At 69.2% G+C, this 26,245-nt stretch carries 26 protein-coding genes; 13 read left to right on the top strand and 13 right to left on the bottom strand.

Going from position 1 to position 26,245, the window contains the following annotated elements:
* Positions 1 to 160: 160 nt before the first annotated feature.
* The 13 genes from AB0C01_RS07855 to AB0C01_RS07795 all read left to right on the top strand — a co-directional run bounded on the left by AB0C01_RS07855 (position 161) and on the right by AB0C01_RS07795 (position 12,066).
* On the top strand, positions 161 to 1,063 hold the full coding sequence (locus AB0C01_RS07855) for a hypothetical protein (RefSeq protein WP_357570658.1): 903 nt from the start codon (positions 161 to 163) through the stop codon (positions 1,061 to 1,063).
* Complete coding sequence (locus AB0C01_RS07850; protein WP_357570657.1) at positions 1,060 to 1,629, top strand: hypothetical protein; 570 nt, start codon at positions 1,060 to 1,062, stop codon at positions 1,627 to 1,629. Before AB0C01_RS07855 ends, AB0C01_RS07850 begins: the two co-directional genes overlap by 4 nt.
* Before the next feature lie 91 nt (positions 1,630 to 1,720).
* A complete protein-coding gene (locus AB0C01_RS07845; RefSeq protein WP_357570656.1) occupies positions 1,721 to 2,362 on the top strand; it encodes a hypothetical protein in 642 nt (213 codons plus the stop codon).
* A 229-nt stretch (positions 2,363 to 2,591) separates the two neighbouring features.
* Positions 2,592 to 3,740 (top strand): GGDEF domain-containing protein, encoded by a 1,149-nt coding sequence (locus AB0C01_RS07840; protein ID WP_357570655.1) that lies wholly within the window; start codon positions 2,592 to 2,594, stop codon positions 3,738 to 3,740.
* Positions 3,741 to 3,924: 184 nt separating this feature from the next.
* On the top strand, positions 3,925 to 4,086 hold the full coding sequence (locus tag AB0C01_RS07835; protein ID WP_167944793.1) for a hypothetical protein: 162 nt from the start codon (positions 3,925 to 3,927) through the stop codon (positions 4,084 to 4,086).
* Between the two features lie 286 nt (positions 4,087 to 4,372).
* Complete coding sequence (locus AB0C01_RS07830) at positions 4,373 to 5,317, top strand: DNA-processing protein DprA (protein ID WP_357570654.1); 945 nt, start codon at positions 4,373 to 4,375, stop codon at positions 5,315 to 5,317.
* On the top strand, positions 5,314 to 5,940 hold the full coding sequence (locus AB0C01_RS07825) for a hypothetical protein (protein ID WP_357570653.1): 627 nt from the start codon (positions 5,314 to 5,316) through the stop codon (positions 5,938 to 5,940). The genes AB0C01_RS07830 and AB0C01_RS07825 overlap by 4 nt, the downstream gene beginning before the upstream one ends.
* The gene (locus AB0C01_RS07820; RefSeq protein ID WP_357570652.1) at positions 5,933 to 6,439 is read left to right on the top strand and encodes a hypothetical protein; all 507 of its coding nucleotides are present in this window, start codon (positions 5,933 to 5,935) and stop codon (positions 6,437 to 6,439) included. The genes AB0C01_RS07825 and AB0C01_RS07820 overlap by 8 nt, the downstream gene beginning before the upstream one ends.
* A 232-nt stretch (positions 6,440 to 6,671) precedes the next feature.
* Positions 6,672 to 7,085, top strand: a complete 414-nt coding sequence (locus tag AB0C01_RS07815) for a hypothetical protein (RefSeq protein ID WP_357570651.1) — start codon at positions 6,672 to 6,674, stop codon at positions 7,083 to 7,085.
* Between the two features lie 266 nt (positions 7,086 to 7,351).
* Complete coding sequence (locus AB0C01_RS07810; RefSeq protein WP_357570650.1) at positions 7,352 to 8,335, top strand: DUF4192 domain-containing protein; 984 nt, start codon at positions 7,352 to 7,354, stop codon at positions 8,333 to 8,335.
* Entirely contained in the window at positions 8,332 to 9,168 is an 837-nt protein-coding gene (locus tag AB0C01_RS07805; RefSeq protein ID WP_357570649.1) for a hypothetical protein, read from the top strand. Before AB0C01_RS07810 ends, AB0C01_RS07805 begins: the two co-directional genes overlap by 4 nt.
* Before the next feature lie 403 nt (positions 9,169 to 9,571).
* Complete coding sequence (locus AB0C01_RS07800) at positions 9,572 to 10,531, top strand: DUF2637 domain-containing protein (protein WP_357570648.1); 960 nt, start codon at positions 9,572 to 9,574, stop codon at positions 10,529 to 10,531.
* A 482-nt stretch (positions 10,532 to 11,013) separates the two neighbouring features.
* Complete coding sequence (locus AB0C01_RS07795; protein WP_357570647.1) at positions 11,014 to 12,066, top strand: M23 family metallopeptidase; 1,053 nt, start codon at positions 11,014 to 11,016, stop codon at positions 12,064 to 12,066.
* A 478-nt stretch (positions 12,067 to 12,544) separates the two neighbouring features.
* Here the strand turns inward: AB0C01_RS07795 and AB0C01_RS07790 are convergent, their stop codons facing one another.
* The 13 genes from AB0C01_RS07790 to AB0C01_RS07730 all read right to left on the bottom strand — a co-directional run bounded on the left by AB0C01_RS07790 (position 12,545) and on the right by AB0C01_RS07730 (position 26,184).
* A complete protein-coding gene (locus AB0C01_RS07790; RefSeq protein ID WP_357570646.1) occupies positions 12,545 to 13,153 on the bottom strand; it encodes a hypothetical protein in 609 nt (202 codons plus the stop codon).
* Between the two features lie 495 nt (positions 13,154 to 13,648).
* Positions 13,649 to 14,266, bottom strand: coding sequence for a hypothetical protein (locus tag AB0C01_RS07785; RefSeq protein ID WP_357570645.1), 618 nt, complete (start codon positions 14,264 to 14,266; stop codon positions 13,649 to 13,651).
* A gap of 697 nt (positions 14,267 to 14,963) precedes the next feature.
* The gene (locus AB0C01_RS07780) at positions 14,964 to 17,015 is read right to left on the bottom strand and encodes a hypothetical protein (RefSeq protein WP_357570644.1); all 2,052 of its coding nucleotides are present in this window, start codon (positions 17,013 to 17,015) and stop codon (positions 14,964 to 14,966) included.
* 266 nt (positions 17,016 to 17,281) lie between these two features.
* Positions 17,282 to 20,110, bottom strand: coding sequence for a BTAD domain-containing putative transcriptional regulator (locus AB0C01_RS07775; protein WP_357570643.1), 2,829 nt, complete (start codon positions 20,108 to 20,110; stop codon positions 17,282 to 17,284).
* A 20-nt stretch (positions 20,111 to 20,130) separates the two neighbouring features.
* Positions 20,131 to 20,559 (bottom strand): pilus assembly protein TadG-related protein, encoded by a 429-nt coding sequence (locus AB0C01_RS07770; protein WP_357570642.1) that lies wholly within the window; start codon positions 20,557 to 20,559, stop codon positions 20,131 to 20,133.
* On the bottom strand, positions 20,556 to 21,008 hold the full coding sequence (locus tag AB0C01_RS07765; RefSeq protein WP_357570641.1) for a hypothetical protein: 453 nt from the start codon (positions 21,006 to 21,008) through the stop codon (positions 20,556 to 20,558). Before AB0C01_RS07765 ends, AB0C01_RS07770 begins: the two co-directional genes overlap by 4 nt.
* Before the next feature lie 26 nt (positions 21,009 to 21,034).
* Positions 21,035 to 21,343: a hypothetical protein gene (locus tag AB0C01_RS07760; protein ID WP_357570640.1), complete on the bottom strand. Its 309-nt coding sequence runs from the start codon at positions 21,341 to 21,343 to the stop codon at positions 21,035 to 21,037.
* 125 nt (positions 21,344 to 21,468) lie between these two features.
* Positions 21,469 to 21,663, bottom strand: coding sequence for a hypothetical protein (locus AB0C01_RS07755; RefSeq protein WP_357570639.1), 195 nt, complete (start codon positions 21,661 to 21,663; stop codon positions 21,469 to 21,471).
* 37 nt (positions 21,664 to 21,700) lie between these two features.
* Positions 21,701 to 22,561, bottom strand: coding sequence for a type II secretion system F family protein (locus AB0C01_RS07750; protein WP_357570638.1), 861 nt, complete (start codon positions 22,559 to 22,561; stop codon positions 21,701 to 21,703).
* Positions 22,558 to 23,253, bottom strand: coding sequence for a type II secretion system F family protein (locus tag AB0C01_RS07745; RefSeq protein WP_357570637.1), 696 nt, complete (start codon positions 23,251 to 23,253; stop codon positions 22,558 to 22,560). The genes AB0C01_RS07750 and AB0C01_RS07745 overlap by 4 nt, the downstream gene beginning before the upstream one ends.
* Positions 23,254 to 23,432: 179 nt before the next feature.
* Complete coding sequence (locus AB0C01_RS07740) at positions 23,433 to 24,614, bottom strand: ATPase, T2SS/T4P/T4SS family (RefSeq protein ID WP_357570636.1); 1,182 nt, start codon at positions 24,612 to 24,614, stop codon at positions 23,433 to 23,435.
* Positions 24,615 to 24,757: 143 nt separating this feature from the next.
* On the bottom strand, positions 24,758 to 25,606 hold the full coding sequence (locus AB0C01_RS07735) for a hypothetical protein (RefSeq protein ID WP_357570635.1): 849 nt from the start codon (positions 25,604 to 25,606) through the stop codon (positions 24,758 to 24,760).
* 17 nt (positions 25,607 to 25,623) lie between these two features.
* Positions 25,624 to 26,184: an SAF domain-containing protein gene (locus tag AB0C01_RS07730; RefSeq protein ID WP_167944771.1), complete on the bottom strand. Its 561-nt coding sequence runs from the start codon at positions 26,182 to 26,184 to the stop codon at positions 25,624 to 25,626.
* Positions 26,185 to 26,245 lie beyond the last annotated feature (61 nt).

The raw sequence follows: 26,245 nt of genomic DNA, 5'->3' as shown, positions 1-26,245 counted from the left end.
CCCCCGTTGGACGGGGAAGAGCATGAGGCGAAGCACCGTCGCGGACGCTGTCCGAGCATTCCAACGACTGCGCAACGTCAACGCCGGAAGTTTGGTTGGGGTCCCCCTGGCGGACCGGTACCGCACCTCACCACCACTGAAGGTCGACACACTGCCACCGGTGCAAGCTGCGGTGCTGGGCGCCTCTATCGAGGCTCGGACCGCTGGGGTAATCGACGGGAAAACCCCCGCGTACCTGGTCTACTCCGGCGATCTTCCGGTGGCCTGGTGCACGGTCCGGGCCGCCGTCGTCACCCCTGATCTCGTACTCGACGGAACGCCGGCCCGGCACCAGCGGATGGCGGTGCAGGCGTTGTCCAACCTTGCCCGATGGGTGCTGGTCGCGCTCGCCGATGCCCGGGCGGAGAGCGAGTACGCCGTCGTCCAGTCGGTGATGAGCGAGGAGGGGGCCGTACGTATCGCGCCTGCCGACGACCTGACCTCGTCCGCAGCCGTACTGCTCGACGGCGACCTCATCGCAGCCCGGGCCAGCATCGCGAAGGTGCTTCCGGTCAATGCCGCAGCGGAGGTGGTGGTCATCGACGCGCACGGCTTTGGCCGGTACGGCCGCGACTCGCACCGACTGCCCCTGCCGGTGCTGTGCGCGATGCGTCGGATCGCCTCGACCCATCACCTGCCGTTGGCTGCGGTCGGCGACTGGCTCGCGGCGAGTGGCGGCGTCGACGTGGACGTACCCGCCGACGACCTGCCCGCGATTTTCACCGCCGACTTCCTCGGGCTCTTCCCGCACCGCTCGGACTCCGCCGAGAAGTACCTGGTTGAGCGCGGCTGGGCCGCGGCGCTGGAGCGCATCGGGATGCCCGGGCGCTACATCGACCACGAAGCCCTGGAGCGAGACCTGTTCGACAACGACGTCCACGCCGTCGCCACCACCGATGCAAACGGTGGCCAGGCTGTCGCCGTGTTCCGTCGTCCGGTCCTGTCCTGGCCTGAGACACCGACCTCCACCTCCATTCCTGCCCGTACGCCAGCGCGGGCATCGACGAAGGGAAGGCACCCATGACCGAAGCGTTCTCCGGGGACATCGGGCGGCTCGGCTGCACGGCCGCCCAGGCCTGGCGGGAGGTTACCGGCGAGCCGGTGCCAGATGACCTGCTGACCGCATTCCTCGCCGCCGCAAGCAGCCCCGCCAGTGAACTATCCGCCGCCGCTTGCGAGCACGACCACACCAACGGCGATGACCGCATCGTCTGTCACACCCGGTTGATCGAGGATCTGCTTCAGGCCCGAGCGCGGGCCAGCCGGGCACGCCACGAGGCAGCCGAGCACCGCGCCGGCCTGCGTCGGCTGCAACTGGGCGTCCGCACGGCCGGGCTCGGCACTCTCGGCGAGAACCCTGACTTCGAGGGGAGCCTCAGCGAGGCGCTGGCCGACTGGGGACTGCCACCGATCCCCTCGGACCACCGGGTAACCCTTCGCGTGCCGATCACCATCTGCATCTCCGCGGTCGACGACGACGAGGCTGTCCGCCTGGCCGTCAGCGAACTCAGCGAGGAGTTGCCCCGGCTGCCCCGCCGGCCACTCTTCTGCGCTGACGAGGTGGAGGTCGTCTCCGTCACCAGCGAGTGACCGCGATCGCCGATCTCGACCAACCGAACGATCCGCGCCGTCCCAACAGGGGGCGGCGTTCTTCGTCTCAGCCAAAGGAGGTAACACGATCATGACCGACACCGTCGAGCTGCTCGACGCCCAGAACCGCGCAACCCCGGAAGCTGCGGATCCGGAGACCGGGCCGGCCGCCACCGACTTGATGATCCACACCGCGGTCACCGAGGAGATGCTCGTTGCGGCCTGGCAAGCCACGAACGGGTCTGGCGACACACCGGTGTGGCTGAGCAGGGTCGCGACCCTCCTCGCCGCCGGCTACGGGCCGATGCCCGCCACGCCCACCGACGAGACGGCCCACCACCTACTCACTGCGGCGGCCGCCGCCGCCAACGCGACTGCCGAGGCCGCCGTGGTCGAGGCCAACGCCAGGCAACTCGCTCACGACGAGTTCAGCAATGACGTACGCCGTAGGGCGGCCCGTGCCGTCAACAACCGGGAGATCTGCCTGTCGGGCACGAACTACGCCCTGGAGCGGCTGGGGATCACCAATCTCCCCGTGGAATACAGCGTCGAGCTACTCGTCCCGGTCACCGTCCGGGTGCGCGCGACCGACGAGGAAGACGCCTATGACCGCGCCGCGGACGAGGTGCGCGACATGCTGTGTGGTGGCGACCTGGACTTCGACGAGTACGACCTGCGCCGCGAGGGTGCCCAGGTCAGCGACGAAGAAATCGACCTCGACGACCTCGACTGATCGCTGCGGCCGGCATCCCGTTCACGAGCCTGCCCGATGCCGTTGTCGCTAGGGCAGCGGGCCCAGGTGCGGGCACGCCGCGTGCGACACCGTGAGCGGCGGCTCGTCCGAGCTGGTTCCCGTCAGGCGATAGGCCCATCAAGGGCCGGTACCCACCCCAAGGCCCGGGGGCGGGCCTCGCCTGCGACAGCGGCCCGCCCCCGGAGCTCCTCCATGAAGGAGCCCAATCATGCCCAAACCCGATGCGAGATCCACCGACAGAGGTGATCTGCTTCGCACGACCGCGACCATCGCAGTCGTCGCCATCCTCGCGACCGCACCGGTTGCCCTCCTAGCCTCGGACGGCCATCTCGCGGCGGCGGTACTCGTCGCCGTCATCGCCATGCAGAGCTGGATCCCGGTTGGCATCACCGCGACGACCCGGCTCATCCGGCAACGCCGGAGACTCGCTGCGGCCCATGCCCGCGAGGAGGAATTGGAACGTCGAGTTGCCGCCGGCGCCGCTTCTGAGGAGCTGCTACGGCGAGAACTCGCAGCCGCCCAGTGCGACTCGCTCACCGGACTACCCAACCGGGCACTCGCTGACCGGGCCATGGCCGCCGCCGACGCGGTGGCTGCACCGCTGACCATCGCCTTCGCCGATGCCGACGGCCTCAACACGGTCAACGCCAACGGCGGACACGCCGCAGGCGACCAGTACCTGAAGGCCATCGCCGCCCGCCTCACCCACGCGGCCGCCTCCGTCAGCGCCGGGGCGCAGGTTGCCCGTACGGGAGGTGACGAGTTCATGGTCCTCGTGCCCGGCGCGGACGCCACGGCCCTGCGCAACGCGATCCGCGTGGCCCTCGTCAGGCCAGCGACCGTTGCGGGACGGCGGATGCAACTCCGGATCAGCGTCGGAATCGCCGTCAGCAGCGGTGGTAACGCCCGCTACGCCCTAGCCCAGGCCGACGCCGCCATGTTCACCGCCAAGCGAATGGGCAACCAGACGCTCATCTACGACGCCGACCGTGACGGCGTGCCGGAGCTCGACGGCACCCGACCTCAGGTGCGCCGCCGGGATGTCAAGCCCGACCGCGCCACGGCGGCCCGGGCGACCGACGGCACTGCCCCGACGACGAGGCTGGTCTGCTCACTGGACGATGCGGCCACCATCGCGAACGCCCTCTGGCTCGCCTACGACCGGTGGGCGGCCGTGCTCCAGACCGAGCCGAACGATCCCGCGGCATCCACTGCTCCGGCCGAGACGATCGACGTCACACCCACGGCGGAAGGACTCGACCGCACGGCCGCTTTCGCCGAGACGGAGATGGCCAAGTACGCGGGATTGGCACGGCGTATCTCGGCGCTCATCGACACCGTCAGCGAGCAGTCGTGAACGAACCAGAAGTGCCCGGCACTCCGTCTGCCAGTGCGCGGGGAACCGGCTGCGGAGCTGGATCGCCGTCTACCCGTCAACGAACCGAAGTACGGACCGTCCCGCTTCGGACGCCGGTGTCCGTGAATCCGATCATCCCAATCGCGCTCGCCCGCAAGCGCGGCCAGCCGAGAGGAACATGCTGATGCCCAAGCACGTCGCCCCCGAGACCAAGAGCGGCTTCCTGCGCCGTTGTCTGCGCCGTGGACTCCACCCCGCCGTCCACGTCCTTGCCCTGGTCAGCCTGCACGTCGTTGCCCTGGTCGTCATCTCCGCAACCGGCCTCGGCTCGCTCGGGGGCCACTGACGCCGACCGCCTCGCACCGAAAGCTGTGCAGGGCACTCGCAGCCACACTCGCGCGACCGAACGCCGCCGAGTGACAGCCATCCGCGCAGGTCGAGCCCGCGCTGACCTCACCTGACGGCGCTGCTTGCCTCGACCCTGACCTCCGCCGGCAGTACCCCGGCGATCCCGAGACGACTACGCCTGGGCGCGGCGAAGCGCCGCGCCCAGGCCTAACAACCTCCACAAAGGATGCGTGGCTGGCGGCTGTTTCCACGATCCCGTGACCCGGAAGGAGACCGAAGCTGACATGAGCACCATCGACGACCCAAGAGTCGCCCGCGCCGTCCTGGCCCGGCTGACCATTGTCGGCGACCGACTTATCCACACCATGATCCACGAGGAGGGCCCGGAAGCGGTCCTCCGCCGGTTGATCGCCGGCCACCTGCCTCAGGCTGAGGCGAGTTCCGCAGCTACCGAACAGTTGGGTGCAGCCGGTCTGCGGCAGGTCGCCATCAGGATCATTGCCGACACCGAACGGATCGGTGCACGGATCGTCATCCCGCAGGACGCGGAGTGGCCCAAAGCGCTGGAGGACCTGAACCAGCACAGCGACGCCACCAACGACGATGCCCGGCTGCCCGCCCCACCGCCGTGCCTGTGGGTTCGCGGCGCACAGCCCCTCGTAGAAACGCTGCACCGGTCTGTTGCGGTCGTCGGAGCCCGCGCGGCCACCAGCTACGGGCAGCATGTCGCCGCCGAACTCGGCCACGGCCTCGCCGAGAGCGGGTGGACCATCTTCAACACCGGTGGGTACGGCGTCGACGCCGCAGCGCTTCGCGGCGCACTGACGGCTGGACACGTGGCCGTCGCGATCAATCCCGCTGGACTCGACCGTCCCCACCCGCAGGGCAACTCAGCGCTGTTCGAGCGGGTCTATCTCATCAGCGCCTGGCCGCCCGGCAGTGCACCGTACCGAAGCCGCATCGCCGTCAACGGTGCCTACCTGGCAGCGATGACCGGCGGATGCGTGCTCGTAGAGGCAGCCCTCCGCAGCGGCGCCCGGACCGTCCTGGCGCAGGCCAATGCCCTCGGCCGACCTGTGATGGCGGTGCCCGGTCCCGTGACCTCCGCCCTTTCCGTCGGCTGTCACCAGGCGCTGCGCGAGACGCCGCAGGTGCGTCTGGTCCGGGACGTCGCCGACGTCATCGGACACCTGACAGAGCGACACCCATCCGAGGGAACGACGACATGAAGGCCTCCCGGAACTGGCTGGACCTGCTCGAGTTTGTCAGAGCGGCGGGCGAGACCGACGCCAGGAACGGCACCTCGCTGCCCACCGACCACGAACTGTGGGCGGTCGCCCACCGTAGCCAGAGAGTCGTGCCGCCCGATCAGATCGACAACGACCTGCTCGCTGAACTACGCGACGCCTTCAACGACGGGCGGCAGCCCACCCGCTTCGACATGCAGGCCGTGGTCGTCGAAATCGCCAGGCACGGTCATCCCGCACACATCGACCAGTCGGGTGGGAATGCCGCCACCATCTACGCCGTAAGCCAACACACCGACCAGAGCGGGGATGCCCGCTGGGCGGTCACTGCCGGCCCCGGCTGGTTCGCAAAACCCGATCACCGGGAGCCGGTCGCCGACACGAGCGAGTTCCAGATTGGGCCGGACGACGACACCTGGACCATCGCGGTGCCGGACCACACCAGCCCGACGGAGGTCGCCGCCCTGATCGTCGCGGTCATCGAGCAGGTCGCCGAAGGGCGGGCACGCCTCACCGAGTCCCCACCCCTACCAGTCCAGATCCATGGCCACGATCAGTCGGACGCCGCGGAGGAGGAGCCAACGCGGGGAAAAGATCATGACTGACATCGTCTGCTCGCGGTGCCAGACCCTCAGCAGACTGTGGCGTCACGGCCTGCGGTGGTGTGAAGCCTGCGAGATATACCTCGTCAACGACGCCGGGACCGGCAGGTGGGTCAGCTTCGCCGATCGCGAGCAGCGTCAGCGCGCGGCGGAGAACGAACGGGCCATCGCTAAGTCCGTCGACCTCGTCGACGAGCACCTGCCAGAGGCGCAACGGCTGGTCCCCGAAGGGTGGGCCGCCCGACGCCACCAGACCGACGGTGCCCGGTGCGCCGTTGCCATCGATGCGCCGGCTGATGTCAACGCAACCAGCTACCTGTCTCCACCCGACGGCAGATTCGGCTGGTACGTACGCGTCCACAACGGCACCACCGGGATCGACTTCCCGCTCTACACCGACGGCGGGGCGCGCGCCGCATCGTTCGACACGATCGAGGCTGCAGTCGCCGCCGCCGTTGAAGCGCTTCGCATGGAGAGCGCCAAGGAAGCGTGGCGTCGCTGACGGCCTGAAACACGCAGTAGCAGGTGCCGCGAGCCGAACGTCCAGGACCTACTGGGCACCTTGCACCCCCTCCACTGGCCAACCGAATGTCGCCCGGTGCGCAATCGCACGCCCAGGCGCTCCGTCTCGGCCGTGGCTGCGGGCGGTGCCGGCCAGCACACAAGAACCGACCTTGTAGCCCGGGATCGCCGCTCGCGGTCCCGGGCTGCTCGCTCTGAAGGGACCAACCTCGATGACTGACGACGCCTCTGGCGGTAACGAGGACTACCCGTACATCCGTGCCTGGGGCCGCATGCGCGGCTCTGCCCCCGACTATCTCGCCTACCTGCTCGACCTGGCCCGGGCACAGAACGCGCCCGCCGACGCTGTGGAGTTCCGACACCGCGATGGTCACTGGATCACCACCGACGAAATCTGGGCTGCCGACAGCCGCCACCATCTGGGTCTGGACCCGATTCCACCGATTGCGCCCGACCTTGACCTGGTGGTCGCGGAGATCAGCTATGCGATGCGCTGCTCGCGTTGGATGACCGACCGCAACGGGCTCCGAGAAGTTCAGCGCCTGGACCTGAACCGACTCCGGATGACCTTCGCCACCGGCTTCACCAGCGACCTGCACGTGGAGATCACCCCGCCCCGGCCGTGATTCCGCTCGCGTCAACGGCCGTGCACCGCGCGGGTGCGCGCACCTGGCTTCGTCCGGCGAAGAGGCATCCCTCTGCGCACAGCCGTCGACGCGCACCTCCACGCGTACCCCGGACCTGAATTCACGCCTGGTAGATCGCCCGCGCGCTCGGGCGTGCTCGGCGGAGTCCTTCGCGCCCGCCAACACCTGACCGAACTCGACCAGGCCCCGCAATCCCACACCAATCCAGCCGCTCTCGCGGTGGATCCGAATCGGAAGGAAACACGATGACCAGCCCCGACAACTCCATCCTGCCGGTGCGTTCGGCCGCAGAAATGCTCGCTGCCGTGCCGCACCTGGTCGGATTCCATCCGACAAACAGCATCGTCCTGATCGCGATCGCCGGGACAAAGGTCGCTCTGGTCACCCGGGGAGATCTGCCCGCAGGGCTGGACAGCATCGCGCAGGCGCTGCCGGCCCTCGACCAGGTCGACGCGACCCACGTGGTGATCGTCGCCTACGGGCCAGAAGATCTCGCGACGCCGGCGGTGGACGCTGCCCGTGCGGTACTCACCGTCGCCGGCCTAGAGGTGTACGACGCGCTACGCGTCACCGATGGCCGGTACTGGTCCTACCTGTGCGACAACCCGACGTGCTGCTCACCTGAGGGCACCCCCTACGACGCAGTCGCCAGCCCACTGTCGGTACGGGCCGTGGTATCCGGATCCAGCCCGTTCACGGACCGCGCAAGCCTCGCGGCCTCCATCGCACCCACCGACGACGCCCTCCGTGCTGCGATGGACGAAGCAACCGACCGCGCCCGCCGACGGCTGGCGGACCTACCGGCCAACCTCAGCGCCGTCGAGGCCGAAGGACGGGCGGCGTTGACGGAGGCGGCCAACCGGTACCGGAGCGGCCAGCGGTGCACCGATGACGAGGTCGCCTGGCTCACCACGCTGCTCACCACCATCGCCGTTCGGGACCATGCCTGGCTGACCGCCAGCCGCGAGGAATGGCACCTCGACCTGTGGCGAGACCTCACCCGGCGCGCCGACCCGGACCTGGTCGCGGCGCCAGCCAGCCTGCTGGCCTTCACCGCCTGGCTTCAGGGGAATGGTGCCCTGGCCGACATTGCGGCGCATCGCGCGCTGACGGCCGATCCGAGCTACGGGATGGCACTGCTCGTCCTCGACGGCCTCCGCGCCGGCATTCCCCCGTCAGTCCTCGAGAACTGGCAGAGCTGGGCTGCCCAGCACACCGACCGCCCATGATCCGCCCCGATCAGGAGGGGAGCAACACCGTGATCAACCCACCCACTGACTCGGCCGCCGCCACCGTCGTGCAGCAGAACCCTTGGGGCAGCGAGGAGATCCTCGACCTGCTGTATGCCGGTTTCCAGCACTCCCGCACCGTCGCCCCGGACGTGGACGCGGTCCGCGCCGCCGCCGACCTCGTCGCCCAACAGGTGGCCCTCGTCCGGCAAGCCGACACCGATCTGATCGCCGCGCTGCGCGGCGCACTCACCCTGGCCGATCACGAGATCCGCGACAGCGGTGCGGCCGTCGAGGAAAGCTACCGGCAGTTCGTCGACCTGGTTCGGCGCTGGATCATCTTCGCGGTCAACACTGGAGCACTTACCGTTCCGGACGCGAACGACGCCCTGCGCTACCTGACCATGCCCCCGCCACTGCGGACCCACTTTGAAGCCACCGTCCACACCCCGCTTGCCATCGAAACCGACGCGGCCAGCAGCGACGAGGCCGTAGCCGCCGCAGAGCGCCTCCTGCGCGTCGAACTTCGCTGCCTACGGGATGCATCCGTCCACCCGACCAAACATTGGCAGCTGCGGCTGCGCGCGCTCGACGAGACGCCACTGACCAGCACCGTCAGCGGCGAGCGAGGTTCCCGTTATCGGATCGTCTTCGTGGTGCCACTCGTCGTCGAAGTCAAGGCCCTCGACCCACGAGGTGCCATCTCCGTCGCGGTCGACGTCGTAGCGAACGACCTGGACCGCCTCGAGGTCGCACGCGCGCACACCGACAAGATCCGCGCGGTCGACGTGGTGCCCGTCGACCACCGCGAGTACGACTTCGGCACCGACTGACGACCGCGTTCTCCACGCCCGCACCCCGGGTGACGCACCAACAGGTGCGCCCCTGGGCGCCGGATCACACCGATGTGCGGTGCCGGCGCCTATAGGGCGCCGGCACCGCCCTTCTGGAAGGCGCAAACCTGATGCGATCGATCACCCGAACGCGTGGCCAGCTCGTCGCCACCGCGCCCCGCCTGCCTAGTGCCGCGACCCCGTGTCGACACGTCCCCGGTCCGACCCCGGACCGCCGGGAGGACAGGGGCGCCACGGCGGACGTCGTCGCTTGGACGACCGCCCGGCAGGCGTATGTCACGACACCCGACACTGCACGCAGCCTCGCCCGACCGACCCGTGACATCGGGGTCGCGCCGTCGCGACGACGGGCGGGTCGCTGATGGACATCCGACTCGTCCTCGTGGGCATCGCCGTCGCCGTCGCCGTCACGGCAATCGACGTCGTACTTCGGCGAACCGCCCGCCCGGTTGGACCGGGACGGTCCCTGACCGACATCGTCATCACCACTGCAGCGACCCTCACCACCCTTGGCCTGGCCGGTGTCGCTGGCGCGGTCAGCTACGACCACCTCCGCGAACTCGCCGAATCGCGCGGCGAGCACGGCTGGAAGGCACACGCTTTCCCGCTGACGGTCGACGGCATCGAGGTCGTCGCCACCTTGGCGATCCTCGCCGATCGACGGGCCGGCCGCCCCTCCGGCGCGTTCCCGTGGATCGCCCTCGCCGCAGGCGGCGTCGTCAGCCTCGGCGCGAACATCCTCATCGCCGAGGACGACGTCATCGCCCGGATCATCGCCGGCTGGCCCGCGGTCGCGCTCATCGCCGCGATCAAAATGCTGTCGCGGATGCTCGAACACCCCACCGCCAGTCCGGTGCAGCGTGATGAGAAACCTGAGCCGCAGGCGAGCGGCGAGCGACATCTCAGCGAGCCGGAGATCACCGGGCGAGCGCCGGACCACGACGACAACAGGCCGGACGACGTTTCGCGACACGATCCCGACGTGTTGCGGGATGACCCTGACATGTCGCGACACGACGGCGATGACCAAGAGTCCGGCGAAGACCTCGAGCAGCCGTGGCCGGTCGACCTGATCCGCCGCATCCCCGTGAATGCCGACCGCTACCGTCGCTGGCAGACCGTCTGGGCGGACATGAAGGACGGCGAGACCGACCTTCGTGCCCTCGCGCAGCGACACAACTTCGATGTGCGCTCAGTCCAGGCGATCCGGCGCGCCGGCCAGGTCGGCATGCTCGACCACCCCGTCCCGACCGCCCGCCGGCTGGCCGAACTGGCCTCGCGCAACGGGAGCCACGACAACCCGCCCGAAGTACCGGCGGCACCCTCGATTTCTGGGCACTGAGTGCCTATGAGGGCCGGCTCCGCCTGACCCATCCCGGTCGGTACCCCTCTGTCCCGGTGGTGGGGTCATCCCTACTTGCGTAGAGGGGCAGAGGGGGCCGGCCCGGGCCACACCTGGGTAGACCCAATTCTCGAGGTCGAAGAGCGACCCGCGCCTGGTCCTCGCGCCCATGCGCTCCCGCCCGAGCCTGATCCGCCGAACCAATCCTGCTCAGCCTGCCCGGGATCCGCGTCCGACCTGTCCTCTCGCTGTCGATGCCCCCCGCTCGAACCCGATTTGCACCTCCTGGTGCCGCAAATGCGGCCCTTTTTGCGTTTGTAGACCTGCTCGTCGCAGCGCCAGACCCCTTCGACTCGCCGTACGCGCCGGGTCAGCTCCTCGGCGCCGCTGCGACTGCTCACCAGTGGAGGAAACATGACCATCAAGACACGTCTCCGCACCACCAATCGACCTGAGTCCTGGAGCCGGCGGTGAGTCGTCGAATGCTCGCCACCATGCTCGCTGTCGTCGTCACGGTGGTATTCGTCTGCCTCGCCGGCGCCGGCCTCCTGCTGGGAGGCTCTGCTGCCGGCTGCGGCTCTGGTGCGACACCCGGCCGATCGCTCGCCCCAGCGCCGCCCGGTGGATGGCCCGCTGTCGGCCGGTGGGATCGCAATCAGGTAGCCAACGCTGCCATCATCGCCGCCGCTGGAGCCAGCAAGGGCGTGCCCACTCGGGGGTGGGTGATCGCCGTCGCCACCACGATGCAGGAATCGACGCTACGCAACCTTCCCGGCGGCGACCGGGATTCCGTCGGACTGTTCCAGCAACGGCCCAGCCAGGGATGGGGAACCGTTGCGCAACTCCTCGACCCGACCTACGCCGCCGGTAGGTTCTACGCCAAGTTGGTGACGATCCCCGGCTGGCAGACCATGCCGCTTACCGAGGCAGCCCAACGTGTCCAAGTCAGCGCCTATCCCGACGCGTACGCCAAGTGGGAGCCGGAAGCCACTCAACTCGTCGGCACGATCACTAGCGGCGAGAGTTCGTTGCCAACTGGGGGGCTGGCCAGCTGCGGCGGCGCCAGCGGGCCGTGGACCCAGCCAGTTCTCGCGCCTGTCGGCTCAGGCTTCCGGACCGCAAGCCGGCCTGGTCACGACGGCGTGGACCTCAGCGCACCACGCGGCACCGTGATCCGAGCTGCCTCCGCCGGCATCGTCAGCCGGGTTCGCTGCAACGCGATTGACAACCGCGACGGCAGCAACTGGGGCTGCGATCGCGACGGGGATCCGGGCCTCACCAGCGGCTGCGGCTGGTACGTAGACATCGATCACGACGGCGGGATCATCACCCGGTACTGCCATATGAACGAACTACCGCAGGTTGAGGTCGGCGACCACGTCGTTGTCGGCCAGCCCATCGGTGTCGTCGGCTCGACCGGCCATTCGTCCGGGCCGCACCTCCACTTCGAGGTCCACGTCAACGGTGATGCCACTGCGGATGCGGCCATAGATCCGGTCCCGTTCATGATCAACCTAGGCGCACCCTTGAGATAAAACCTGGGGGCGCACACTCGTACGCGGACACCTGCACACCGACGCAGTCGTGACCGAGCCCGACGGACAAGTCAAGATTCACCTCGGGCCGGTCCGCTTGTCCTACCACCGCCACTGGCCGCCATCGCCGTCGAGCAAGCCGCCGACCCGGCGCGGCCCCGGACCCCACTGGCCCGAATTGCCCGCAAACCATTGCTGTTCCCCGGCCGGGCCCCCGACCAGCCGATCGCCGCGCGCCGCCTGCGCAACAAACTCCGCAGGCACGACATCACACCGGTCCCCGGCAAGCACGCCGCCCTGGTCGCCATGACCGGCGACATTGCGGCCCCGATCCTCGCCGACCTACTCGGCGTCACCCCGGGCGACGGCGGTCCGCTGGGCCGACGCTGTCAACACCGACTGGACCCACTACCTCGCCGCCCGCGACCAGACCTAATCAACGAGAGACCGCGCCTCCGATCTGCGCATAACGGCTCTGTCAATTCAGCAGGCGTTGGGCCCAATACACCTGGCCATCAGGGCCGACGTTGATCAGAGCCACCAACAAGTCGCTGACTGCAGTGGGGGCAGTAGCGACGAGGTGCTCGGGCGGTGTGTCAGGGCTCGCTGGATGCAGAACGGTCACGAAGGTCACCGGTGAGGCGTCGACAGACGACACCGTGATGGCGGCACCGGCGTTCCAGAATAACCCGTTGATGTGACGGGTCCCGATACCCTGCAGCCACGGGTAGCGCTTCTCCGCGATGTCCAGGGCTCCGTCCGAGCCGGCACCGACATCATCCGGCCGTGGCGACGTCACGCTGATGAAGCCGGGCATCCGGCGGGTGCGTTTGTCGAGGATCACGACCCGAAACGAGCCGTCATCCTTGATACCGGGTGGCCTCACCCAGGCCACCCGGCCGAGGAAGATTTGATCCCCGTCGTCCGCATGCTCGGCATTGACCGGGCTCATCGCCGTGTCCGCGGTGGCCTGGTCGACCAGTCGCAGGGTCGCGGTGGCGCCCAGGGCCTTCGGCCCATACGGGGGACGGTTGTGCCACCACCGCCAGCCCACGGTGGTTCCAGCCGCGACGAGCAGTATCGCCACACCGATGAGCAGGCCCGCTCGGCGTCTCATAAGGGGCAGTACAACACATCTTCACCTTGTCGAGCTGTCCCCAACCCACGGTGTCGCTCAACCCTGCCAGCGCACCACTGGGACCGACCCTTCAGGTGAGTACACCAGCGCAGAGCTGGCTGAGCTGTTCGGTGTAGCGAGCTCGACGGTCTACCGGGCGATCGAGCGTGCTGCGGCGGCACTTGGACCGGTTTGAAGACCACGCAATGGCCCCTCTGTCGCGAACAAGCGTCAGCGCCCGTCGCGACCCTTGCGGTATGAAGTGACGAGCCACCCGAGGAAGCCGATCAGCAGAAGGATCACCAAGACGACGGCGACGTGCCAGGGCTTCATGACATCTCCCGAATGGTGAGCCGCTCGTAAGCGAAGGTCCGCAGCATGACCTTACTGGGGCTGTCTGCGGCGACTGCTCTGTTGGGCCCACCCGTGCTCCGCAGGAAGAGTCCCGGGCACATGGACGCTGCCTCAGGGGTCGGCAGTAGCCCGCCGCTCACTTATTGCTGGCCGCCGCCTGCCAGCGGCAAGGACTCGAAAGCAGCCCACCACTCCGGCCGTCAACAGCGCCAGTCCACTGAGGATGTCTGCCACCCGGTTCGGCCAGGGCAGGATCGCGGGGGTGGTGAACCGGCCGGCAACGAACGGCTCGAGCACGGCTCCGACGGGGACGACAAGGCGGGCCGCGGCCCCCCACGGATCCAACCGGCGAGCGATCGCGCCCACCAGGCCGAACGGTCCTCCTACGACCATCGCCGCCAAAAGCCAGTGCAAGTTGGCCGCCCAGACGTTCAGATCGAACATGCCGAAGGCTATCCCCACGCCGTAGTGCACGACGCAAGCGGTGAGCAAGGCGATGACTCCAGCGGCAACGGCCGGCGCAGGGCGGCGGACGAGCCACCCGGACAGCACTGCCAGCCCGGCCCAAACCGTCCCCGCGTTGACCAGCTGGCTCAGAGTCAACCGGCCAGCCATCAAGGTGTCCGCCTTGCCTTCGAGCTGGCTCAGAGTCGTCACGTTTGAGGCAAGCGACACCAGAGCCAGCACAATGGCGGCGACAACGACCAGGCACCACCCCCGCCGATTCATAGCCAGAGGCTACGCACTTGCAGTTCGGCCCCCGCCGTGCGCTGGCTGGAGCGGGCCCTGGAGCACTACCCCGTTTTCGCCGATGAAGGGCGTAGCTTGCCCAGAGCTCGGCAGAACCCAGAGGCCGACCGGCCTGTGAGACCGGCTGTTGCTGCCCGACGATGTCGGCCGACGCTTACTCTCCGGCGTCGGGATCGCGATCTTCCTCAACCCCGGACACCGTCGGCCATCAGTTTCGGCCAGGCGACGAACGAAGGGTGCCAGGCGACGTCGTAGCTGTGTACACGACCATCGAGTCCGGCAGCGCCGCCAGCGCACGGGCTAGGTGAAGCTGGAGACAGCTACCACGACGGCGCAAGCACCTCGCCCAGACCGCAGGGGATCAAGGTGCCGAGGATGCACCCTCAATTGCTGTGCCGCACGTTCGTGACGACGATGCTCGGCGCCGGCGTCAGCCTGTGCTTCATGCATCTCTCCGTCCGCCACACCGACGCGCGAACTACCCTGTTGCCAACGCCTTGACGCAGGGGAGGTGCCGTTAGCGCGAGAGCCCCGCTTTGCCGCTCACCGGGGTGCCGCCGGGACCGGTGACCGGCAGGACACGCGTTTATCAGCTCTACGGGCACGGCCGTCAGCGGGCGCGGACAAACTGAACTGCAGTCCTCGATTGGCCTTGACGCGGGTGCGCGATGGGTGGCTACTGCTGGCAGCAGCGTTGGGGGTTTGTGGTCAGTCGGCGCAGGGCGGCGATGGTCGTACGGATACGACCGGTCAACAGTTCGTCAGCCCAGACGATGTCGTCGGCGAAGCTGGTGGCACCGAGGCGGTTGTCGCCTGCGGCGAGTTTCTCGAGACCGGGGATCGTCTCGACTGCGCGTAGCTCCAGGATCGTTGCCAGGCCATACCGGCCGGCGTAGTCGGTGACGCCGTGAAGCAGCGGCTCGGTCAGGTCTACGGTCGGTACGCCAAGCCGAGCAAGGGCGCGGGACGCCGCCACTCGGCTCCACCGGTCGCCGAGCCGGTTGCGCAGTAGCGGATCGAGGTCGGTCAGGGCGTCGCGGTGGGCAGGGGCCAGGTCTGCAACGAGGTCCGCGGCGGCGCGAGCCGGGGTGTGCCCACCGGCAAGCACCGCGCGCACGGTTGTCAGGATGGGCTGTACGCCGTCGATGGTGGCGACCATCCGAGCAGCGAGCATCTGGGCCTCCCGCTGCGGGTGCGTCCCGGCCGCCGCGCCGGTGAGCCGATCGCGAGCCGCAGGTAGCAGTGGGCGCAGTTCCTCGCCCAACTCGTCGACGAACGTCTGGGGGCCGGGCCACAGCCGCCGCTCGCCGGACAAGGCAGTGTCGAGGATGCCGAGGAGCGGCTGCACGTCGCCGGAGATTCGCCGAATGGCCAGGGCCGCCGCCGGTTCGCCGGCCTGCGTGGCCCTTGTGCGTAGGTGCGGCACGGCGGCAGGGTCATCGTGTCCGATCTCCAGGAGCGCCCACGCCACCTGTGGTCCCTCGTACGGCAGGGCGGCAAGCAGCTCCGGCACCGCCTCTGCGGCGCGCCACGTGCCGAGCACCCCGGCCAGCACGTCCGCACGGGCCGGTTCGTCGGCCAGGCGCTGGCGGACCGCAGCCAGCACCGCAGGCTCGAAGCGGGCGCCGTCGAGCAACCGCTGCGCACGGTGCCCAGCGGCTGCCGCCGCACACACCGGTTCGATCCAGCGGGGATCACCGAGCCGGGCGAGGGCACTGACCGCCCGATACTCAGCGGTGAACCCGGGCGCCCCGGCCTCCTGCGCGAACCCGGCGGCGATGCTCGCCAGCAGGTCCGCGAATCGCCCGGCCGCCGCGCCAGCCCGGCTGAGCGTGTCGAGAGCACGATTCCGCACCCCGGGATCCGGGTCGTGCAACGCAGTCGCGACCAGCGGAACGATCTGCGACGGCGCCGAACGACTGGCGTCGCACCGTTCCGACGCCGCCCACAGGCCGAGCTCCCGGGTCTTCGGCTCGCGGGCCTGCAATAGGTGGCTGAGTAGATCCAGTGCGACCGGCGCGGGCGGCGCCACCATCAGCTCATCGGACCAGTCACCGCCGTGCGCCCAGCAGTAGGTGACCGAAGCGCCGTCGTCGATCGCTGCGACCACCGCGGCGATCGCACCGTCCGGCCAGGGCACCCCGGCCCGCAGCAGCGCCACCGCCGCGGCCACCCGTACCAGCGGCGCTGCATGCAAGACCAAGTCGGCGAGCACCGGTTCGGCGGCGGCCGGATCGATCAGGCCCAGCGCCAGAGCGAGCGACGCCTGAACCGGCTCAGTGGCTTCGACCCGCCAAGCTTGCCAAAGCGGTTCGGGGACTGTCCCGGCCTGAGCCGCCGCGTAGGCCGCGGCCTCCCGTACCTTGGGATCACCGTCTGCAAGCAGCGCTAGGAGGGCCGGAAGGTGCCCGACGACTGCTGCACGCACGTCCGGGAAGTCGTCGCCGTACGCGTGCCGTGGATCGGCCAGTTGTCCGAGCATCCAGGCAAGGTCGGCCCGGCCGTGCGGAGCGGCCAGCGCCAGCTCGGCCAGGAACGGTACGGCCGCCACCGTTGCCAGGTAGACGGTGCCCTGGTGGAAGATGCTGCCGTTTAGCTCAGAGACCGCCTCCTGAGCAGCTTCCTCGTCCGGCGAGGCCGCCTGCCGTAACAGGTTCGGCGTGTCGAGAGCCTTTCCGTACGCGTGGCTCAGCTCATTCCAGCCGACCTCGTCCAGTCCCTGCAGCACGGCCGCAGCATACGTCCCCGATCGACGCTACCGAGAGACCCACCGTCTACCCACTCAACCGGGCATCCGGTGCACCCGAGTCCACCAAACGGTGCCAGCCGTTGATCGACGGCGGTCAGATCGAGGTGGGGCCTGACCGCGGTAGACCTCGGCGAGGCGGCTGAACTCAATCGCCACTGGCCGGCTATCAGCCAATCCGGCGATGGTTGCGCGACCTGCTCTGGGAGTCGCGCGCCCGGTCTCCTCGAGAGCGCTAAACCGTCCCCTCAGTCCGACGGTCCATCGGTTGGCGGTAGGGACTTGTGGAGCAGCCGATGTGCGAGTCGATGGGTATCGTCGGAGACGTCCTCGTCGATTTCCTGAAGCGCCGAGGTAAGTGCCGCCAGCCGCGCGTTGATGGCTGCGGTGTCATCAGTGGCGGCATGAGCGTTCATGGCGAGGCGAGCGACCTCCTCGTTGATCGGGTCGATGTCGCAGGCGGCGTCGAGAAGGGTCCGGGCTCGACCGGGGTCGGTGTCGGCGAGCAGAACCGCGAGTCGGGCGTGGATGTTGACGCCGACCTGCCTGCATCTGTGCTGTGGTCCGTCGATCCATTCGAAGCTGTCGTCGTAGAGCGGGCCGTTCCAGTTGCTGACTGCATCGTCGAGCGCCGCGCGCTGGGCGTCCCGGTCGGTTGTCGCGCCGGCACGGCTGACAGCGTCGAGGACGCGCCACCAGTCGACGTCGAGCAGGGCCGGGTCGAGGTAGTAGCGCCCGCCGGGGTTGACGACCGGTTTGAAGGTTTCGCTAACCGCGCTGGGGTCGAGTCCGGTGGCGTGGGTCAGCCGATTGCGGAGGTTGGCGACGTTGGTGGACAGGCGGTCGCGGGCGCGTCGTGGGGTGGCATCCGGCGTCATCGCTACCTCGATGTCGGCGATGTCCGCACCTTGACGGTGGACGGCGAGGTAGGTGAGGAGTTCATAACTGGCTCGGCGGACGCCGGGGACGGGGTTGCCGTCGGCGCCGAAGATGATCGGTCGGCCGAGCACCTGGACGCGTACCCGTGACTGCCGCTTCCCGCTGGTTCGGTGAGGTTCGGCGGGTGGGGATGGCTTGACTGGCGGTGCTGGGCTCGCGGTGGTCTCTACCGTGGATGTGTCGTCGCCACTGCTCGTGGAGCCCGGCCCTTCGGGCGACGGGTCGTTGGGCGGGGGAGATGGTGGCTCTCCGGTGTGAGCCTCGCGAATCACGGTGAGCAGCTGCAGGGTGGTATCGGCGTCTAGGACCGACAGCTTGGAGGTCTGTCCCGGCTCATTGCTGGTGGTCGTGCCGTCGGTCGCGACAGTGAGGGTGGTGCCGCGCGGCCATTGACCGGCGATGACTGCGCTGATGGCCAGGGGGTGGCCCAGGTGCAGCGCGGTGGATAGCCGAGCCCGGATCGCAGTGTCGGGAATGTCGGCGATCAGTGTGATCGGCGGGAGCGGATCGTGGTGCGGGTCGGCGTCGTGGAGCGCGGCGACATCGGTGACGTCGGCGTCGGTGACGGCACGTGTGCGGTGGATGATCTGCTCTTCGACGTATGTCAGAGCGTGGTCGAGTCCGGCGGTGACTCGCAGCCGAGGTATGGCACCGACCAGGTCGGTGATCGCGGTGCCGCCGAGTAGGTCGGCGAGGACCGTCGCGGGGATCACCACCTGGCCGCGGGCGTCTGGGTCGTAGACCCCGCCGGAGGAGAGCGTCGCCACGAGCATCGCGCGTACGGCGTCGGCTCCGCCTGGTCCGGTGAGGCCGAGGCCTCCTCGTGGGTGGTCGGGTAGTCCGGCCAGTTGCGGTCCGGACGGTCCGATCGGTGCCAGCGGCGGCCGCTCGGCGCCCGCGAGGTCACGGACTGTGGGTTGTGGCGGCGGGGGTGCCATTAGTTCGGGTGCCTGTTCACGGACGGCCCGGCGTAGCCGGCTGACCACGGCCGGCAGGGGCTGCAGGGTGGGATCGGTGGCCGGGTCGATGTCGGCGATGGGGTTGTAGCGGGTGCGTCGGCGTAGCCACACGATCGACGAGGCGGCGACCAGGGCAGCGGCCAGTCCGATGCCTACCCATCCGCCCGGTACCCCCACGCCGCGATCCTCACCGGGCGGCCGCATGGCATCGCTCTGGGCGGACGTCGCCGGGCTGGCGCTGCTGGGGGTCGAGGCCGGACCCGATGCCGCCGGCATGCCCGGTGCCGGCTCGACCACGCCGTCCGGATCCTCAACGGTTGAGGAGGACGGTGTCGACATGGGTGGGGCTGTCGACGTTGCCGGGCCCGGTGATGCGGGCACCGGGCCGGTACCCGGTGGTCGGGCGGGCTTGGCGGGTGCCGTATCGGTGGCTGGTGGCGGGACAGCGTCGGCCGGCATCCGTAGGTCCCAGCCGGGTTGGATCAGACGGGGAGCTCGCAACGTGCCGCCGACCTCGAATTGTCGGCCGCGGTTGAGCTGCCAGATCTCGGGCCATCGGTTGCCGTCGTCGAGACACTTTTCGGCGATGACCCAGAGGCTTTCGTTGCGTTGGACGACGTACACGTAGCTGTTGTCTTCGATGAGAACGTGGTGTTCGCCTGCGCACAGGATCGGTGGTTGCTGCTCGACGCGGACCTTGGCCGGGCCCGCTGCTTGGTAGCCAACCAACACCACCGGGGTGGCGTGCGCCGCCGCGGCCGGCACGACCGCGGGCAAGGGTGGGAGAGTCGCCGTGGCCGGCGCGACGGTGGCGGTGGCGACGACCCCGGCAGTGAGTCCGGAGAGCAGCCAACCTGCCAGGGTCTGTACGGACGTCAAGCCGCGCAGTCTCGGCATGGGTAGGCCGCGGATCCCGGCGATTGCCTCGGCGAGGAGGCTGGCGGTGAACACGGCCCAGAGCAGCCACAGGGCGATGGCCAGCAGGTTGACCGCCATCGTGTCGGTGAAGCCGGCGGTGAGCCATGCCTGCCAGCCGGCGGTGTCACGCGGGACGGCGCGAGGGAGGGGCCAACCGATGTGGGCGGCGAGACCGTAGGGGATGCCGACGGTGATGGAGAGCAGCGCGGTGGCGCTGGCGAGGCGGGTGAGGAGCCGGCCGAGCGCCGCGGTGACGTTCATGGCACCCCCTTCATGGGGTTCTAGCTGGTCACGGGTTCGGCGCGTTCGGTGGTCGAGACGGTGACGGTGGTGATCCCGATGGCGGCGAGTAGCGGCGTGGGTCCGGTCTTGGTGACGGTGACCGTGACCAAGGTCGTGGTGGCGGCGACGGTGCCGGTTGCTCCGACCTGGGCGAGGTATTCGGTCGCTGCGGCTTCGGCCAGGACCGGGTCGAGTTGTACGGTGCCGTCCGTGCGGAGTAGGAGTAGATCGATCTGATCTGCTCCGGCCCGTGCGGCCTCTTGGGCGACGTGACGAGCGTCGACGCGCATCGTCATCGCGGCACCGCCGTCGATGATCAGTGCGGCTGCGAGCATGCCGACGAGGAACATGCCGGCTGCCCAGCCGGTGCCCGAGCCGCGGTCATCGCGCAGCTGGCGGCGGACCGTCTCCAACCAGGGGTGGCTCACGAAACGATCTCCGAATATGTGTCCATTGGGGCCCTGGCGGTCGCGGTCGTGTCGGCGCCGCCCGGGGCGCTGACGCCGATCAGGTCATCGGTCGAGACGTGGCAGGTGACGGTGACGGTGACCGATCCGCCACGGCCGAAGTCGTCGAGGCCCGTGACAATGGTCAACGGGGTGCAACCGCGGGCCCGGCCAGCGAGGTCGGCGCGGGCGGCTTCCTCGGCGGCGGCCTGCGCAGCAGTGGCGGTGCGCTGCTGGGATGCGGCGCGGGCGGCGGACGCGGCGGCGGCGTGTACGTCGAGGCGAGTGGCCGACAACCGCCATGCGCCGACGATCAGCATCGCCACGATCACCATTACCGGCAGGACTAGCCCGACGACCTCGACGGATACCGAGCCGCCATCCCCGGACAGACACCGCCGAGGCAGGCGGGCCCGGCTGCGCTTCGTCATCGACGCCTCGTTCCTTCTCCCTGGTCTCAGCTGACGGGTGGGACAACTTCGGTGGGTGCCTGGACTTGGACCTCGATGGGCACGGTGAGCCCTGGCACGGGAACGACACGGTTCGCCGTGCCGGTGATCGTGACGGTTGTGGTGACCGGGCCACGCTCCACGGTGATCTGGATGTCGTTGATGCCGGCCGGGTTGGTTTCGGCCAGGACTTCGGCGGCTTCGCTGTAGCCGGATTCGGCCGTCGCTCCGTAGACCCGCGCCGCCTGAAGTGCCTCCTTGGCGGCGTGCCGGGCCGATTGATCGGCCAACGACCAGACGGCGGCTTGCACGATCACGGTCAGCGCGAGCAGGAAGATGACGGTGTAGCCGACGGTCTCGGTCGTGACTGAGCCGCGGTCGCCGCGGAGTCTGCTGCGGAGGTGCTGCCTGGTCCTGCTCGGACTCCCCATGATCGTGACTGTCAGAAGCCGATGGTGATGACCAGGGAGTTCCAGTACTGAGTCACGGTGTCCCGGAAGAGCATGCCGATTCCGCCGACGACGACGATGAAGATCGCGATCCACATGATCGTGTCGACGGTCTCGGCGCCGTGGTCGGGATTTTCACGGATGGCCCTGACCCCATAGGCAAGGTTGGTGCGTAGCCGGCGGATCATGGTGATCAACTCCTTCGAGCTCCGTACGGATGCGGTTTCAGAGGCCGGTGCGGATGGCCGCGATGGCCGGGTACAGCAGGAAAAGGCCGTAGCCGAGGGCGATGAGCATGACGGGTAGGGACATCCGGACCCCGGCCGAGCGGGCGGCGGATTCCATTGCGGCGGTTGTGCGAGCGCGCATCCCCGAGGCCCGGGCGGCGAGGGAAGCGCGGACCCGGGCTCCTTCGGCCCCGGCCAACTGCATCGTGGCGGCCAACTCGGCCAGCTCGGTCACGCCGGTGTCGAGGCCCAGTTGGCCAAGGGGCCGCCACGGGGGCTGCCGGGTCAGCCGGGCGGTGCGTAGCGCGGCGCGCAGCTGGTCGGCGGCCCATCCCGTGCAGACACTGGCGGCATCGTCGAGGGCTTGTTCGACGCCGGCGCCACCGGCCAGGCTGATGGTGACCAGGTCGAGCATCACTGACAGGGTGTGGCGCAGCTGGGCACGTCGCCTCTCCGCCTGGGCGCGGGCCCGGGTGACCGCCCATCGGTAGCCGATAAGTCCGCCCAGGCCGGCGAGCCACAGCGGCACCAACCCGCCGACACCCCACAACGCAGCAAGGACGGGCAACGCCAGTACGCCCAGCCCGATAGCCGCGGCCTGCTCGGCAAGAAACGTGGGGACATCCTTCTGCAGCACTGCCAGATCGGTCCGGGTTCGGGCGGTGGGCAGGCCCAGGCGTACGAGGGGCGCCCCCAGCACCTGATAGCGGCGTTGTCGGGCGGTCATCGGCGGTGGCGCCGGACGACGTAGGCCGTCGAGCACGTCGACCAGGGCAGGTCGGTTGGGACGTAACCCCAGCAGGACCAGCGTAAGGCCGGTTCCGGTACCGGCCCCCAGCAGCAGCGCCTCCCGGATCACCTCGTCACCCCAGGGAGGTGGGGGTTGGCGCCGGCCAGCACCCGCTCGTCACGGGCGATCCGGGACATCCGGCTGAGCCAGATGAACCCGACGGCGAACATCGCACCCACGATGGCGAGCACGACTTGCCCGGCCAGAGTGTCGTAGGGAGCGAGGAACGTGCGGTTGAGCAATACCTGTCCGACGGCCATGACCAGGGTGATCGCGATGATGATCCGCACCGACGTGCGGGTGGTCGCCCACTCGGTCTGGATGCGCATCCGGGCGGCGGCCTGCTCCCGTGCGGTTGCCGCGAGCGCGCCGAGCTGCTCGGCGAGGTTGCGAGCCTGCCTGGTGGCCGCCAGCAGCAACGACGCCACGACCATGTCCCCGGTCGGATGATCGAGATCAGCGGCGAACGCGCGCAGCGCGACCGGCAGGCGGACCCCAGCGTCGATCGCCTCCGCCAGCGCGATGACCTGCGGTCGGATCGCCGCTGGCGCGGTGCCGGCCGTCGCGGCGATCGCCTCTTCCAGCCCAGCCGCCGCGGCCAGCGTGTCGCGCAAGCTTTCCGTCCAGCCCGCGATCGCCTCCAACTGTTCCTGCTCACGCTGATGAACCCGGTTTCCGACCAGCACTGTGGGCAGGCTCCACGCTGCCAGGCCAGCCAAGATCGCGCCGACCAGCCAACCGGTTACCAGCCCCGAGACCACCGCCGCGATGATCACCGTTACGGCACGCAGGGGAGTTACGGCCGCACCAGCTCGTCGTAGCAAACCCTCCATCGGTGCAGGGCTGTCACGGTCGCGCCGCCGGGCTCCGTCAACGATCAGCCACAGGCCAAAGCCGCTGAGTAGTCCGACAAGCAGTACGACCGGCATGGCCATCCGTGTCACCACCCGTCACGGTCGAGGACCGCAGGATCCAGGCCAACATCGACGAGCCGGTCCATGGTCTCGTCCCGCAGCCGGGTCGCCGGCACCGCCTGGCGACCAGGACCGGGCCGGTATACCTCGTTGGACATGATCTGGTCCCCGTCGGTGCCGACAATCTCGCGGACGGAGGAGACAACCCGAAGGCCATTGGGAGTGCGGTCCAAGTGCACGACCACGTGCACTGCCTCGCCCAGCAGCGACGTCGCGGCACTTCGCGGATAGGACGCCGGGGGCTCCATCGCATAGGTGGTCATCCGCAGCAGCGCCTGCGAACTCGACGAGGCATGCACCGTCGCCATCGACCCGTCCACCCCGATCGACATCGCCTTGGCCATCTGCACGACCTCAGCCCCGCGAACCTCGCCGAGGATGACCCGATCCGGCGTCAACCGCAGCGCGGCGCGGACGCACTGATCCAGGCTGAACTCGCCCACGCCCTCGATGTTTGCCTGCCGTGCTTGCATCGAGACCATGTCCGGGTGGACCTGCGGGTCCAGCGACAGCTCGCGGGAGTCCTCGATCACGATGAGGCGCTCCTGCGTGGGAATCGCAGAAGCGAGGGCTCGCAGGAAGGTGGTCTTTCCTGCGGCGGGGCCGCCGCTGATGACGATGTTCCGACGGGCCAACACCAGGCCGGTGAACAGATCCGCCATCGTCGGTGTCAGCTCGCCCATCCCCACCAGGTCATCCAGGCTCACCTTCACCATCGGGTGCCGGCGGATCGACACCGCGACGCGGTCGCTGATGACCTGCATCGCGTGCAGACGCGCTCCGCCAGGCAGCTGCATGGCGAGTTCGGGGGCGTCGGGGTCGAATCGGCGCTCATGGGCCCCAAGCCGGGCGCCCATGTCGCGCAACTGCTCGATCAGTTCGGCATCGGAGTTTGCGACTGCGGCCACCCGGGCGCGGCGGCCGTCGCGGTATTGCACCTGCACGTTGTCGCAGCCGTTGATGTTGACGGTCTCGATCGCTTCGTCGTCGAGGAGCGGTTGCAGCCCGCCGGCGCCAACGAAGGAGTTGCGCAACGCTTGTCGAATCCGATGCTCGGCCATCTCGCTCAGCGGGGGTTGCCCGCGGTGCAGCGCTTCGCGCGCGTACTCGTCGAGGGCGTTGGATATCAACAGGTCGACGTCGCCCATGCTGTCTGCTCCGCCGACGACCGACACCTGTAGCCGGACGGCGACCGTGGCTCGTAACGCATCAAGAACGTTTCGCTCGCCACTGGTCAGGGCGTGGGCGCCCCCCACACCCATGCTGTTCCCCGGAGCGGAGTGCCGAGCGTTCATCGGCCGCTCACCCCGGCTTGCTCCGTCAACGGCGCGACGGACGTCTCGGTACTGGCGTGCCGATCGAGGTCCAGTGCAAGGCCACGACAGGCCCGTAGCAGTGGCAACCGCGTCCAGCCCGTCGACTGCCAACCCCGCCGCGGCACCATCCGTCCGGCCAGAATCCCGGCGCCGCGACGGTCGTTCGGGACGGTCGCGGCCAGCGGCAGCCCAAGGCTGCCGGCCACCTCCACTGCCGGCCACCCGTCGCCGCCTACGGTCACCAGCTGTACGTCCCGGACCAATCCGGTCAGCTGCTCGACGTGCTCGCGTCCCTGGCTGAGGTCTCTACCCTTTGCTGATGGGATTGGTCGGCCCGTCGGGCCGTTCAGTCGCACATCCGCAACCCGAACCTCATCTTGTACGGGCCTCAGCACCACCAGCAGGACGTCCACTGCCGATAGCAGCGCGGACGCCGGCGAAGCCGGCTCCCACCTGCCCACGTCGAGCACCACCGCTGACCGGCCAGCGGCCAGCACTCGCAGCATCCGAGGTCCCCGCACAGCTAACGCCCGCAGGCTCGCCGCCGCGGCGCCAGGCTCCGCCAGGACCACATCCACCCCGGCCGGCAACGGTTGCACCCACCGCGACGGATCCATTCGGACGTCGGCCCCGGCCCGGGCATCAGCGGCCATCGACGCCAGCCCTGGCTCCCGCCCGCCATCGTGGTAGGTGCGACCGAACCGCGCCATCAGGTCGCCGCCCGCAGGGTCCGCCTCCACGACTACGGCGCCAGGTTCGGGCCACCGCAGTGCCAGCCCCAGGGCGAGCGTCGTCGCGCCCGGCGAGCCCTTCGCGCTCGTCACCCCGATCAACACGGTGCTCAGCCGCCCGAGCCCTGCAGAATCAGCGATACGTCTCCCGAAGCGACGCTGACCTGCAGTGCCGCGTCTGACGACAGCAGGAGCGACACGGCCGTCAGCCCGGCAGCGTCCGGAACCTCGATCGCTGACACCGACGCGGACGCCCTTACCGGCTGCACAGCTGCGGTTCCGTTGCCCGTCGGAGGCACGACCAGAACGGTCACCCGCGAACCCACGGTCATGCCGGCCGGTGCCTTGCCCGCCTTGACGCCGACGGCGACGACTGATTGGCCCACCGGCGGAAACGCCGAGCCACCCATCTGGCCGGGCGACAAGAGGCTCCCGGCCACCAGTGGCACCGCCGCCGTCCGACCGACGACCGTCTCGCGCTGCGATTCGCCGACCACCTGCACGGCATCGCCGGGCACGATCCGTACGACCTTCAGGTCTGGGTCCCGGATCGTCTGGCCTGCCCTCACGTCGCGGGCCAGCGCAAGGACCGGAGTTGCCGGATCGGTCCGCAACGCGGTGCCGGCGAACAGCAGTGAGCACGCGATTGCGAGAACCAGCCCCAGCACCACGTTGCGCGGTGAACGTCGGCGCACCCCAACGGGCGGAGGTGTCGACGACGATCGCCCGTTC

It is taken from the genome of Micromonospora sp. NPDC048905, from assembly GCF_040649655.1.
Classification (GTDB): domain Bacteria; phylum Actinomycetota; class Actinomycetes; order Mycobacteriales; family Micromonosporaceae; genus Micromonospora.
This window is presented reverse-complemented; position numbering and strand designations above follow the sequence as displayed.

Bases quoted from the DNA above. Each gene is read 5' to 3' on its own strand.
- AB0C01_RS07850 (WP_357570657.1), top strand. From the start codon at position 1,060: ATGACCGAAGCGTTCTCCGGGGACATCGGGCGGCTCGGCTGCACGGCC.
- AB0C01_RS07845 (WP_357570656.1), top strand. From the start codon at position 1,721: ATGACCGACACCGTCGAGCTGCTCGACGCCCAGAACCGCGCAACCCCG.
- AB0C01_RS07840 (WP_357570655.1), top strand. From the start codon at position 2,592: ATGCCCAAACCCGATGCGAGATCCACCGACAGAGGTGATCTGCTTCGC.
- AB0C01_RS07835 (WP_167944793.1), top strand. From the start codon at position 3,925: ATGCCCAAGCACGTCGCCCCCGAGACCAAGAGCGGCTTCCTGCGCCGT.
- AB0C01_RS07830 (WP_357570654.1), top strand. From the start codon at position 4,373: ATGAGCACCATCGACGACCCAAGAGTCGCCCGCGCCGTCCTGGCCCGG.
- AB0C01_RS07825 (WP_357570653.1), top strand. From the start codon at position 5,314: ATGAAGGCCTCCCGGAACTGGCTGGACCTGCTCGAGTTTGTCAGAGCG.
- AB0C01_RS07820 (WP_357570652.1), top strand. From the start codon at position 5,933: ATGACTGACATCGTCTGCTCGCGGTGCCAGACCCTCAGCAGACTGTGG.
- AB0C01_RS07815 (WP_357570651.1), top strand. From the start codon at position 6,672: ATGACTGACGACGCCTCTGGCGGTAACGAGGACTACCCGTACATCCGT.
- AB0C01_RS07810 (WP_357570650.1), top strand. From the start codon at position 7,352: ATGACCAGCCCCGACAACTCCATCCTGCCGGTGCGTTCGGCCGCAGAA.
- AB0C01_RS07805 (WP_357570649.1), top strand. From the start codon at position 8,332: ATGATCCGCCCCGATCAGGAGGGGAGCAACACCGTGATCAACCCACCC.
- AB0C01_RS07795 (WP_357570647.1), top strand. From the start codon at position 11,014: ATGCTCGCCACCATGCTCGCTGTCGTCGTCACGGTGGTATTCGTCTGC.
- AB0C01_RS07785 (WP_357570645.1), bottom strand. From the start codon at position 14,266: ATGAATCGGCGGGGGTGGTGCCTGGTCGTTGTCGCCGCCATTGTGCTG.
- AB0C01_RS07775 (WP_357570643.1), bottom strand. From the start codon at position 20,110: ATGAACGTCACCGCGGCGCTCGGCCGGCTCCTCACCCGCCTCGCCAGC.
- AB0C01_RS07765 (WP_357570641.1), bottom strand. From the start codon at position 21,008: ATGACGAAGCGCAGCCGGGCCCGCCTGCCTCGGCGGTGTCTGTCCGGG.
- AB0C01_RS07755 (WP_357570639.1), bottom strand. From the start codon at position 21,663: ATGATCCGCCGGCTACGCACCAACCTTGCCTATGGGGTCAGGGCCATC.
- AB0C01_RS07740 (WP_357570636.1), bottom strand. From the start codon at position 24,614: ATGGGCGACGTCGACCTGTTGATATCCAACGCCCTCGACGAGTACGCG.